Here is a 12,472-nt window from a genome sequence, read left to right as displayed (position 1 = left end):
AAAAGAAGGAATCACGCCCACGCGCGATTCCTTCTTTTTTATTGCGAACCATAATAAAATCAATCCAGAATTTACCTTGGATTTTTTATTAGCCCTTAAATGGATTATCTGGATTAATATAAATACGTTCCATTTGTTTCGCTTGACCTGTTTTATCATCCAGCTCAACAAATACAGCACTTAATACCGCGTCGCCTTTTGTTGGTACTTCAAAACGAACAGGTAAATTTGTTTGGAAGCGATAAAGGACACTTTCTTTTTTCATCCCTAATACTTCATTATAAGGACCTGTCATTCCTACATCACTAATATAGGCTGTTCCGCCTGGTAAAATGCGAGAATCAGCTGTTTGAACATGTGTATGCGTGCCGACAACACATGATGCTTCTCCTGCTAGATGCCACCCAAGCGCAATTTTTTCACTCGTTGTTTCAGCATGGAAATCAACGAAAACAAGTGGTGATACTTTTTTTGCTTCTGCTACAAGCTCTTTCCCCACTTTAAACGGATCTTCATGCGGTGGTAAAAAGACACGACCATGTAAGTTAATAATTGAAATGGTTTGACCATTTTTTGTTACTGTCGTCATCCCTTTACCTGGCGCATCCTCTGAGAAGTTTGCTGGACGTACTAAATAATCTGCGTCATCGATAAAATCAAAAATTTCGCGTTGGTCCCACGTATGATTCCCCATTGTCATAGCATCGACACCCATCATTAATAAATCTTGATAAATACGACGTGTTAACCCGCGTCCTTTTGCGGCATTTTCTGCATTTGCGATGACAACATCAATAGCATATTTACGCTTTAATTTTGGTAGATATTTCTCTACAGCATCTAAACCGATGTCCCCTACGATATCGCCGATAAATAAAACTTTCATTGTTTAAGCTCCTTAATAATACAAGTTATCTTTACTTTACCACAATACGCTTCTGCTTTGGAAAATGCATTAAAAAAGAAGAGATTTGCCTAAGCACTCTCTTCTTCCATTTACTTTGCATATTCAACAGCGCGTGTTTCACGAATGACCGTAATTTTAATATGTCCTGGGTAATCCAGTTCATCTTCAATACGTTTTCGAATATCGCGTGCAAGACGATGTGATGATAAATCATCTACAGCATCTGGACGTACAATAATACGAATTTCACGACCTGCTTGAATCGCATATGATTTTTCGACACCTTCATAAGATTCGGAAATCTCTTCTAGCTTTTCAAGACGACGAATATAGTTTTCAAGCGTTTCACTACGAGCACCTGGGCGTGCAGCTGATAAGGCATCAGCGGCCGCTACAAGCACCGCAATAACAGATGTTGCTTCTGTATCACCGTGGTGAGAAGCAATACTATTAATAACGACTGGATGCTCTTTGTATTTTGTAGCAAGCTCTACGCCGATTTCAACGTGTGAGCCTTCTACTTCATGATCAATTGCTTTACCGATATCGTGCAGTAACCCTGCACGCTTCGCAAGCATCACATCTTCACCAAGTTCAGCAGCAAGTAACCCTGTTAAATGCGCTACTTCGATTGAGTGTTTTAAAACATTTTGACCGTAACTTGTGCGATACTTCATACGACCTAAAATTTTCATTAAATCTGGATGTAAATTGTGAATGCCAAGGTCAAATGTTGTTTGTTCCCCAGTTTCACGAATTTGTTCATCAATTTCACGACGAGATTTTTCCACCATTTCCTCGATACGCGCTGGGTGAATACGGCCGTCTTGTACTAATTTTTCAAGAGCTAGGCGGGCTGTTTCACGGCGAATCGGATCAAAGCCTGAAAGAATAACTGCTTCTGGTGTATCATCGATAATCAAATCAATACCTGTCAATGTTTCAAGTGTACGAATGTTACGACCTTCGCGGCCAATAATACGGCCTTTCATTTCATCGTTTGGTAAATTCACGACCGAAACGGTTGTTTCAGCCACATGATCTGCAGCAAAACGTTGAATTGCTAATGATAAAATTTCGCGCGCTTTCTTATCTGCTGTTTCTTTAGCACTTGATTCCGCTTCCTTTGTCATAACAGCGATATCAGTAGTAAGTTCTGTTTCTACGTCTTTAAGAATAATTTCTTTTGCTTCATCGCGTGTTAGAGCTGAAATACGTTCAAGTTCAGCGCTTTGTTTAGCTACAAGCTCTTCTGCTTTGCCTTCCATCTGTTCAATATGCTGTTGTCTGTCAGCTAGAGACGTTTCCTTACGCTCTAAAGCTGTCTCTCGATTATCGAGAGATTCATCCTTACGATCTAAGTTTTCTTCACGCATTAACAAGCGGTTTTCTTGTTTTTGTAATTCAGAACGACGATCACGGATTTCAGTTTCTGCTTCTGTTCGAAGTTTGTGAGTTTCATCTTTTGCTTCAAGAAGTGCTTCCTTCTTCAGTGCTTCCGCTTCTCTTTTACCATCTTCGATAATCATTTCTGCGGTACTTTTAGCACCTGTCACTTTTGAATCATTCACTTTTTTCATGACGAAATAGATAACAGCGGCACCGACGATGAGTCCAAGCAAAGCGGAGATTATGATTTCAATGCCCATTCGAACACCTCCTCTTGCTATTTTAAAAAAACATTTCAGTCGGCTATACATTGCATATTACAATATACTGCCTATTTCATTTCAGTTTAGAAATAATACAATTTCATTGTATAGATGAAGAAAAGGACTGTCAAGGATTCACAGTATTTGGATATTCTTTTCTTTCGTCACACGAATTATTTTCATATTATAAAAAATGTGTATTTTTTTATTAAAAACACATAAAAAGAGAGCTGTTCTGATAAGAAGATACTTACAGAACAGCTCACTTATAAATCGATAGTCTTATTCTTTGTCTAAACCTAAATCAGCAGCTAATGCTGGATCCATTTTTTCTTCCTCTTCTTCAGGGACAACATATTCTTCGCTGGCAATACCTGCTGCCACACGAATTTTTTGTGCGATTTCTGCGCAAACTTCTGGATTTTCTTTTAAGAATTGTTTTGCATTTTCACGGCCTTGACCTAAACGTTCGTCACCGTAAGCAAACCATGAACCTGATTTTTGAACGATTTCATATTCAACACCAAGGTCAACTACTTCCCCAACGTATGAAATCCCTTCACCATACATAATATCAACTTCTGCTACTTTAAATGGTGGCGCTACTTTATTTTTCACGACTTTAATCTTTGTACGGTTACCGACCATGTCACTACCTTGTTTAATTGTTTCAGCACGACGCACTTCTAAACGAATTGTTGAATAGAATTTAAGTGCACGACCACCTGTAGTTGTTTCAGGGTTACCAAACATAACACCGATCTTTTCACGTACTTGGTTAATGAAAATAGCGATACAGTTCGATTTGTTAATGATACCTGATAATTTACGTAAAGCTTGAGACATTAAACGAGCTTGTAGACCCATGTGAGAGTCGCCCATTTCACCTTCGATTTCAGCTTTTGGTACTAATGCTGCAACAGAGTCAATGATGATAATATCGATAGCTCCACTACGTACTAATGCTTCAGTAATTTCAAGTGCTTGTTCACCTGTATCTGGTTGAGATAGTAATAGTTCGTCGATATTAACGCCTAATTTTTCTGCATATGCCGGGTCTAATGCGTGCTCAGCATCGATGAATGCTGCTTGACCACCATTGCGTTGTACTTCAGCAATTGCATGAAGCGCAACCGTTGTTTTACCTGATGATTCGGGTCCATATACTTCAATAATACGACCTTTAGGGAAACCACCAACTCCAAGAGATAAATCAAGTGTTAATGAACCAGTTGATGATGTAGAAATTTTTCTATCTGCTTGTTCCCCTAATTTCATTACTGAACCTTTACCAAATTGTTTTTCAATTTGCTTTAATGCCATATCTAAGGCAGCTTTACGATCGTTCAATGTATTTCCTCCTTCATTACACGTCTGTTGTGTCTATACATATACTATACTTCAATTTCATAAAATACTCAAGAAAAAAGCGAACATTTATTCGCACTTTTTTCTGCTGTTCTGTAATTATAAGTTGTTTTTTTTATCCATTCAAACGAAACGGCCCAAATTTACTAGCTATTTTTTAATTTTGAATAACCCTGTTCACTTAATAACTGGATAATAAAATTTTGACATGCTTTGACAGCTAACAAACGATTGGTATTGCGCTGAGCTGACAGCTGAAGCTTATACGTATGCACTGTATCTTTTATCGCAATTCCAATCCATACCGTACCAGCTGGGCTACCATCATGTGCATCAGGACCTGCAGCACCCGTCAAACCAACTCCAATATCCGCATCAAATTTCTCACGGGCACTTAAAGCCATTGCTTCTGCACACTGTGAGCTCACAACCGTATATTCTTCAAGAAGTTCTCGAGAGATATCTAGTTGTTTAATTTTCATTTCTTCATTATAAACAACAACACCACCTTGTAATGCTTCTCCTACTCCAGGAATATCCGCTAATGTTGCCATAAAACGTCCTGCAGTTAAGCTTTCTGCAGCAGCTATTGTTAACTTATTATCGATAAGCATTTCCACTAGCTTAGACGATAGTGAATCGTCATTAATACCGTAAAAGTGTTTCCCAACACGTTGTAAAATTTCTTGTTGAATTGGTTCAATTAACTCACGGGCACGTATTTCACTCTCTGCTTGAGCTGTAATTCGTAGCATGACTTCTCCGTCACTAGCAAGCGGTGCAACCGTTGGATTCGTTAAATCTAACAAGTCCGATACTTCTACCTCGAGTGCGGATTCCCCAATACCATAAAAATGAAGCACCTGCGATACGATTTGCTCGCCATCACTAACAATCGATGCTAATAAAGGTTTTGCCTCAAATTGAAACATTGGTTCTAACTCACTCGGTGGCCCAGGTAATAACATATAGAAATGCTTATCTGTTTCATAAAACATCCCGGGTGCCATCCCATGACGATTTGTCAACACCGTCGCACCGTCTAGGACAAGTGCTTGTTTTTTATTATTGTCTGTCATCACGCGATTTCTCACATCAAAAAAATGTTGAATACTCGCCATCGCCTGATCGTTTTGTACAAGATTTACATTTAAATGCTGTGCAATGGTCTCCTTCGTTAAGTCATCCTTTGTTGGACCCAATCCACCACTAAAAATAATGATATCTGCTCGGCTCTCAGCAATCTCAATCGCTTGCAACAATCGTCTCGGATTATCCCCAACAACTGTATGATTGTAAATATGAATTCCTAATTCCGTTAATTGACTTGAAATAAATCGTGCATTCGTGTTATTGATTTGCCCAAGTAATAGCTCCGAACCTACCGCAATAATTTCTGCATTCATGCGTTTTCTCCTCCAAATAAAAAAATACTTTCTATACATATTTACCATAAAGTATAGAAAGTATTCAAAATTGATTAATTAAATTACATTGAGTCTAATAAAAGACGACGATTTTTCCAGAAATAATCGAGACCTGATAACAATGTAAAGAAGAATGCTACATATAACATGATTTGGTCAAATGGGAAATTCCACATTTCAAAAATGATGTTGTGCAATAGTAAAAACGCTAATGCTACCATTTGAGACCATGTTTTAAGCTTTCCTAAGTTACTTGCAGCAATAATGACATTTTGCTCCGCGCCAATTGAACGAAGGCCTGTAACAGCAAACTCACGCGCTACAATGACGATGATTACCCATGCAGGTGCTACACCCCATTGCACTAAAATAATAAATGCTGCTGTGACTAATAATTTGTCCGCTAATGGGTCTAAAAATTTCCCCATATTCGTTACTAAATTATATTTACGAGCTAAGTGACCATCAAAGAAATCGGTAATTGATGCAATAATAAATACAATCGCACCGACTAAATGTTCAATTGGCATTGTAGCGCCAAGTAACGTAATGTTACCCCATCCAAAATTGACAACCATTAAAATAACGAAAATCGGAATCATCACGACACGAGAAACGGTTATTTTGTTTGGTAAATTCATTTCTTTCACCCTTTTTCAAAGAAAATAGCCATCAAATGATGACTATCTTCTGACATTATTTCATTTCAATAACAATATTTTGCGTTGGACGACTTGAAGCAGGAACTAATAGTTTTACTTCTTTGTTGTTAATAAATACTTTCCCTGCTGAAGCAGCACCTAAACGAATTCGAATTGATTCTTGGTCTTTTGCATTATATTCTAACTTTTGACCACTTGAATACATTTTACCTGTTACAAGATTTGCACCTGCAGCAGTTGTAATACCAACCCAGTTTTCGCCAGTCATTTCAACACGAACTTTGAAGTTTTTCGTATTAGATAATGTGTATTTCGTTGTTGCACCATCGCCAGCATCTGTACCTTTTGATAACTTACCAGCTTTTTTCTTTTCTTTCGCTGCTTTTTCTTTAGCAGCTTTCTCTTTCGCCGCTTTTTTCTTAGCAGCAGCTTCTTTTTTCGCTGCTTTTTCTTCTGCTTCTTGATCTTTTACTTCTTGTTCTTTCGTTGTATCTACTTTAGTTTCTGTAGATGTAGCTGCTTTTTGTTCTTGCTTCACGTCATCTGTTACATCATTATTTTTAGATTGATGATTCGCTAAGAACCAAATAACTGCAATCACAACAATGACAACGACAGCCACCGCAATTTTTGGCATTAAATCGGTCATTTTACGTTGTTGCTTAGCTGTTTGCTTAATTTTCGCTGCAGGTTGTGCTGTACGTTGATTCGTACCACCTTTTGGTTGCTGAATCGCAGTTGATACTGTTCCAGCCGCCTCTGCTGCTTTATTCGCAGGAATTTCAGATTTATATGTTTCTAAAATTTCATTGGCATCTAATCCGACTGCCTCTGCGTATTGTTTAATAAATGCACGTACATAAAATGCACCGGGCATTACGCTAAAATTGCCTTCCTCGATGGCAGACAAATAGCGTTTTTGGATTTTTGTGATTTCTTGTAAATCTTCCAAACTATACCCTTTGGCCATTCTCGCTTCTTTTAAGCGAGTACCTAGTTCTGCCAAGTTAAACACCTACCTGTTAAAAGTTAAAGTCTCCAAAACCGCCGAAACCACCTGATTCGTTGAAGAAATCATTTTGTTGCTCATGCTTTTCAAGAATCTGATATGTAATTTCTTCCTCTGGATGATGTCTCAATTCGATTATATAATCGAAATCTTCTAGCGTGTATTCCGAATGTTGAACGAAAATATCAGGATGCTCCACTACTTTAATGGATGGTTGTTGCATCATTTCTCGCACTAATTGTTGATGTCGTTCGTCTGGCGAACGACGCGTCACTGCTCCGTCAATAATAAATACATTATTACCACCATATTCATCACCATGTAGCTTCTGACGCACCGTCTGTTTAATCATTGTAGACGATAAAAAGAGCCATTTTTTGTTCGCACAAACACTGGCTGCTACAATAGATTCCGTTTTTCCAACACGAGGCATACCACGTACCCCAATTAATTTATGTCCTTCTTTTTTAAATAGTTCGGCCATAAAATCAACTAAAATCCCTAGTTCATCGCGTACAAAACGAAATGTCTTCGTTTCGTCGCCCTCACGTTGAATGTAACGACCATGACGAATTGCTAACCGATCTCGCGTTGTTGGTTTTCTAAATTTTGTCACACGAATCATTTCCATCGTAGAGACAATATTTCGAAATCGTTCAATTTGCTCAGCCTTTTCAGCGCGAATCAACATACCGCGACGCACTAAATCGACACCATTAATTGTAACAATATTGACACGCAGCATACCTAATAGCGACGCAATATCTCCTAATAAACCCGGACGATTTACCTGTATCTCATATTCAAAATACCATTCGTTCATACAAGGTTCTCCCTTCATATATAACGATTAAAACATTTCTATGTTTCATAATAGCGGATTTTGTAACAGATTAAAAGAAAAAAAGGAAAACTACGACAAAACGATGACATTCCTTTCATTTTCAAAATCTATTTCATACTTTTTTTATGTACATTGCCAAATACTTGTTGAATGAAAAAAAGCTGAAATCGTCACCTTGTACGTTTCCAGCTTTTTTCATTAAATATACCAGCCACCATTAACACGCATGATTTGTCCGGTCATATAGTCTGCTTTTCCAGATAATAAAAATGATACAAAATGTGCCACTTCTTGTGGTTGGCCTGCTCGTGCCATCGGAATTTCCGATACAACATCCGCAAGCTCTTGCTCGGTTAAATGCCCATTCATCGATGTTTGAATCATCCCCGGTGACACAGCATTTACTTTCATACCATTAAAAGCGACTTCCTGTGCATAGGCTTTTACAAAACTATGCACCGCACCCTTAACCGCTGAATACATCACTTCGCCAGCGCCACCCGCTTCGCCCCAAATTGAGCCAATCATGGCGATATAGCTCGATTCATGACGACGCATTTTAGGTGCTAGTTCTCGAATAATTTCTACAGGCGATTGCACATGCACCATCCAAAGCGACTGCATATCACTCGCAGTTGTATCATCAATTAATTTATATAAGGCTTGCCCACTCGCTACAACAATCGCTTCGATATCAAAAATAGACTGTGCAAGCTTTTCTGCAGCTCCTGGTATACTGAGCTCCGCTTGAATCATCATAAATTCTTGCTCAGGATAACACGCCATTAATTCTTCAGCTAATGCTGTCACGGGATGGCGATTGTATTGTAAGTATAAGCTAAAACCATCCTTCGCAAGCTCACGAGCCGTCGCCGAACCAATTGCACCTGAAGCACCTAACACTAAACAAAAGCGTTTCATTAAGCTTGCGCCTCTTTTGTTAATGGATTAATCGTAAAGACAGATTGTTGGCTTTCACCTGTGATCGATGTTAATGCTTGCTCGACATCCGCTATCGTTAACTCTTCAATAACTGGGACAATATCAAATAGATTCATATCATTGAATTTATAACGTGTAAATTGGTTCGCAATAAACTCGATTGAATTTAATGCACGTAAATTAAAGCCAATTTTACGACGTTTCACACGGTCTAAATCTTCTTGTGTAAATGGTAGTTGTACGGCTGCATCCTCCATAACTTGTTTCATTGCTGCAATCAATTCAGTCGGATAAGCAGTATCTGAACCTACCATTGCAAAACCGAAACCTTCTTCTAATGAAAAGTCATAGGAATACGATTCATCAATCCAGCCTTGTTGGTACACTTCTTCATAAAATGCAGAAGAGCGACCATATAATAAATCAAGCGCTAACTGGATAGCTAATTCATGCTTCATCATTTCCGCACCCTGCAAGCTCACTTCACGCGCTTTAAATGATACATACGCTTTCGGTTTTAATACGTCCATTTCTAATGTACGTTCTTTTACCGCTACATCCGATGCTTCCTCTACATGAATACGATTGATTGGCTGTGGCGCTGCGAATGTTTTCGTTTGTTGATTATCACGAATCGTTTGCATCATTTCCTCTGGATCCACATTCCCAATCGCAAATAATAGCATATTTGATGGATGGTAGAATGTGTTGTAGCACGTATATAAATGCTCTGCTGTAATGCCATCAATCGATTCAACAGTACCCGCAATATCAATTTTCACAGGATGCTCGTGGTAAAGATTTTCGATTGAGCCAAAATAAACGCGCCAATCTGGTTGGTCATCGTACATTTGGATTTCTTGTCCAATGATGCCTTTTTCTTTATTAACCGTTTGCTCTGTGAAATAAGGCTGTTGCACGAAATCTAATAATGTATTCGTGCTTTCCTTAATATGGTCCGTTGCTGAGAATAAATACGCTGTACGTGTAAATGACGTAAAGGCATTTGCTGAAGCCCCGTACTCACTAAATTTTTGGAAAATATCGCCCTCTTCTTTTTCAAACATTTTATGCTCTAAGAAATGCGCGATACCATCTGGTACAGTTACTGCCTCTTCCTCACCTAATGGCACGAATGAACGGTCAATTGAACCATATTTTGTTGTAAAGGTAACGAATGTTTTCGAGAAGCCTTTTTTCGGTAAAATATAGACCTCTAAACCATTCGGTAATTTTTCATAATGTAATGTTTCTTCTAATTGATCAAAGTGGATTTTTTCCATTACTATGCATCCTCCCCGCTTAAGAAGTAAACAGTTTCTTTTTTCAATTGTGCTGCCATTGCTACAACATCCTCTTTCGACACTGCATCCCATTTCGCACTCATATTTTCAACTGTAAATTCTTCTGGTAATTCACGATATTGATTGTAAAGCTCGATTTGGCCACGAGCTGAATCTAATGCTTCTTTTAATTGATTTTTCAGCATTGCCTTTGTTTGCATAATTTCTAAATCCGAAATATCACCTTGACGGATTGCTTCTAATTGTTCATCGATTAAACGACGCGCTTTTTCTTCATTTTCTGCTTCAATTCCTGACATCACGTACATTAAACCGTACTGTGCTGAGTATGAGCTTGAGCAGTAGTAAGCCAGACTTTCTTTTTCACGCACATTCATAAATAATTTCGCATGTGGGTAACCACCAAAAATCCCGTTAAAGATTTGCATTTTCGGGAAATCCGGGCTTGTAAACTGCACCGGCGTTGAATAACCGATATGTAGTTTCCCTTGGCGTGTATCAAATGTTTCTTTTGTGTAGTCTGCTGTTGCATGTGATTCTGGTAATGCAGGTGCCACTTTTGGTTTACGTGCACTAAATGGGAATACTTCTTTCAGCGATTGAATCATTTGTTGTTCGTCAATGTCACCAATAACGAAAATATCAATTTCATCTTCATTTAGCATCGCTTCGTATGCTTCTTTTAAGCTCGCTGGTGTAACAGCTTGAACCGTTTCAACCGTACCATTTACTGATGTTGATACTGGATGATTTGGACGTAAGATTTCTTGCAGACGTTTTTGTGCATAACGTGATTTATCGTCAAATACAGATTGAATACGTTCAACAACCATTTCGCGTTCACGTTCGACAATCGTTTGTTGGAAAAGTCCTTGTTCATCAAGATTTGGTTCAAACAGCACCGTATGCATTAATGATAATACTTCATTCAATACATCGCCTGTTTTTAAATAATGGTCATTTACTGTTTCAACATTTAATAAAACGATTTGCTCATTTCCTTGTTTTGTCGTATCTAAGTAGAGCACCGTACCATATAAATCATCTAATTTCATGCGCATCGCTGCCGCTGATTGGAATTTCGCATTACTATGTTGTAATACATTTGTCAGCACTGTACGATTTGCCGCTTCTTCTGTATTTAATGGTCGCTTTAATTTAATTGAAAAATTAATTGTTTTAAATTGCTCTGATTTACGCGTGAAAATTGTAACACCTTCCGCGATTTCCGTTCTGTTAAACATGTGACCCCTCCTAATTCTCCTGGGTAAAACACCATTAGTACCACTATATATGAGTTTTCTTTGCTTTGGCAACTAATGGTGGCTAAAAACACTAAAAAACGAAGCACAACGCAAAAACACTGTGCTTCGTTCTTTATTTTATGCGAAAAACCACTAACGTTTTCCTTTAATATAAGGCTTACCAGACGCCTTTGGTGCATTGGCTTTCCCAATGAATCCTGCAAGCGCTAGAATCGTTAAGACATACGGTAAAATCAATAAGATTACTTCCGGAATATCTTTTACGTACGGAATCGAAGCACCCGCGATACTTAATGACTGCGCTAAACCGAAGAATAACGCCGCACCTAATGCACCTAGTGGATGCCACTTACCAAAGATCATCGCCGCAATGGCCATGAAACCTTGTCCTGAAATGGTTAATGCACTGAAGTTACCAGCGATAGCCTGTGCATAGATTGCGCCACCAATACCACCTAGTGCACCTGAAATCATTACCGCGATATAACGCATTTTCGTTACATTAACACCCATTGTATCTGCGGCAACAGGATGTTCCCCTACTGCACGTAGACGTAAACCAAATGGCGTTTTATAAATAACGAACCATGCAAGAAATGCAACAGCAATTGCTAACACAGATGTCATGTGTAAATCATGGAAGAACATACGGCCAATAACAGGAATATCGCCTAATACTGGCACATCATAACGTCCAAAACGCTCTGAAATCGAATCCGTTTGTCCCTTATCATAAATCATTTTCACAGAGAATACAGCAAGCGCTAACCCTAACATGTTAAGCGCTACCCCAGTTACGGTTTGATCCGCTCGGAATGAAATCGCTGCAACAGCTAATAATAGTGAGAAGATGGCACCGACTACCATGGCAACTACTAAGCCTAACCAAGGGGCCCATCCTGCTAGTTTATCTGCAAATGTTAAGTTGAAAATAATACTAATGAAGGCACCGATAATCATAATACCTTCAAGCCCGATATTAACAACACCTGAACGCTCCGTGAATACACCACCGATAGCTGTCATAATAAGCGGGGCCGCATAGAAAATGGCAGAAGGGATGATGAAGTATAACACATCTAAAAAACTCAT

General features: G+C 38.6%; 11 protein-coding genes. All 11 read right to left on the bottom strand.

Annotation, left to right across the window (positions count from 1 at the left end; genetic code table 11):
- Positions 1–88: 88 nt before the first annotated feature.
- On the bottom strand, positions 89–886 hold the full coding sequence (locus KTHG_RS03355) for a TIGR00282 family metallophosphoesterase (RefSeq protein ID WP_020189513.1): 798 nt from the start codon (positions 884–886) through the stop codon (positions 89–91).
- A gap of 110 nt (positions 887–996) precedes the next feature.
- A complete protein-coding gene (rny, locus tag KTHG_RS03350) occupies positions 997–2,556 on the bottom strand; it encodes a ribonuclease Y (RefSeq protein WP_020189512.1) in 1,560 nt (519 codons plus the stop codon).
- Between the two features lie 285 nt (positions 2,557–2,841).
- Positions 2,842–3,909, bottom strand: coding sequence for a recombinase RecA (gene recA / locus KTHG_RS03345; RefSeq protein ID WP_020189511.1), 1,068 nt, complete (start codon positions 3,907–3,909; stop codon positions 2,842–2,844).
- 164 nt (positions 3,910–4,073) lie between these two features.
- On the bottom strand, positions 4,074–5,333 hold the full coding sequence (locus tag KTHG_RS03340; protein WP_020189510.1) for a competence/damage-inducible protein A: 1,260 nt from the start codon (positions 5,331–5,333) through the stop codon (positions 4,074–4,076).
- A gap of 83 nt (positions 5,334–5,416) precedes the next feature.
- Entirely contained in the window at positions 5,417–5,995 is a 579-nt protein-coding gene (pgsA, locus tag KTHG_RS03335) for a CDP-diacylglycerol--glycerol-3-phosphate 3-phosphatidyltransferase (protein ID WP_020189509.1), read from the bottom strand.
- Positions 5,996–6,050: 55 nt separating this feature from the next.
- Complete coding sequence (locus tag KTHG_RS03330; protein ID WP_020189508.1) at positions 6,051–7,022, bottom strand: helix-turn-helix domain-containing protein; 972 nt, start codon at positions 7,020–7,022, stop codon at positions 6,051–6,053.
- A gap of 16 nt (positions 7,023–7,038) precedes the next feature.
- Positions 7,039–7,848 (bottom strand): DUF3388 domain-containing protein, encoded by an 810-nt coding sequence (locus KTHG_RS03325; protein ID WP_020189507.1) that lies wholly within the window; start codon positions 7,846–7,848, stop codon positions 7,039–7,041.
- 219 nt (positions 7,849–8,067) lie between these two features.
- Positions 8,068–8,790 (bottom strand): elongation factor P 5-aminopentanone reductase, encoded by a 723-nt coding sequence (ymfI, locus tag KTHG_RS03320; protein ID WP_020189506.1) that lies wholly within the window; start codon positions 8,788–8,790, stop codon positions 8,068–8,070.
- Complete coding sequence (yfmH, locus tag KTHG_RS03315) at positions 8,790–10,094, bottom strand: EF-P 5-aminopentanol modification-associated protein YfmH (RefSeq protein WP_020189505.1); 1,305 nt, start codon at positions 10,092–10,094, stop codon at positions 8,790–8,792. The genes ymfI and yfmH overlap by 1 nt, the downstream gene beginning before the upstream one ends.
- Before the next feature lie 2 nt (positions 10,095–10,096).
- Complete coding sequence (gene yfmF / locus KTHG_RS03310) at positions 10,097–11,359, bottom strand: EF-P 5-aminopentanol modification-associated protein YfmF (protein WP_020189504.1); 1,263 nt, start codon at positions 11,357–11,359, stop codon at positions 10,097–10,099.
- 153 nt (positions 11,360–11,512) lie between these two features.
- A complete protein-coding gene (locus KTHG_RS03305; RefSeq protein ID WP_020189503.1) occupies positions 11,513–12,472 on the bottom strand; it encodes an ABC transporter permease in 960 nt (319 codons plus the stop codon).

The sequence above is a fragment of the Kurthia sp. Dielmo genome (assembly GCF_000307285.2).
Classification (GTDB): Bacteria; Bacillota; Bacilli; order Bacillales_A; family Planococcaceae; genus Kurthia; species Kurthia populi.
The sequence above is the reverse complement of the archived record's forward strand: the minus strand, read 5'-3'. Positions and strand labels throughout refer to the sequence as shown.

What these genes read in the sequence shown, in the direction of transcription:
- rny (WP_020189512.1), bottom strand. Translation starts at nt 2,556, where the DNA reads ATGGGCATTGAAATCATAATCTCCGCTTTGCTTGGACTCATCGTCGGT.
- KTHG_RS03305 (WP_020189503.1), bottom strand. Translation starts at nt 12,472, where the DNA reads ATGAGTTTTTTAGATGTGTTATACTTCATCATCCCTTCTGCCATTTTC.
- KTHG_RS03355 (WP_020189513.1), bottom strand. Translation starts at nt 886, where the DNA reads ATGAAAGTTTTATTTATCGGCGATATCGTAGGGGACATCGGTTTAGAT.
- pgsA (WP_020189509.1), bottom strand. Translation starts at nt 5,995, where the DNA reads ATGAATTTACCAAACAAAATAACCGTTTCTCGTGTCGTGATGATTCCG.
- yfmF (WP_020189504.1), bottom strand. Translation starts at nt 11,359, where the DNA reads ATGTTTAACAGAACGGAAATCGCGGAAGGTGTTACAATTTTCACGCGT.
- ymfI (WP_020189506.1), bottom strand. Translation starts at nt 8,790, where the DNA reads ATGAAACGCTTTTGTTTAGTGTTAGGTGCTTCAGGTGCAATTGGTTCG.
- KTHG_RS03340 (WP_020189510.1), bottom strand. Translation starts at nt 5,333, where the DNA reads ATGAATGCAGAAATTATTGCGGTAGGTTCGGAGCTATTACTTGGGCAA.
- KTHG_RS03325 (WP_020189507.1), bottom strand. Translation starts at nt 7,848, where the DNA reads ATGAACGAATGGTATTTTGAATATGAGATACAGGTAAATCGTCCGGGT.
- yfmH (WP_020189505.1), bottom strand. Translation starts at nt 10,094, where the DNA reads ATGGAAAAAATCCACTTTGATCAATTAGAAGAAACATTACATTATGAA.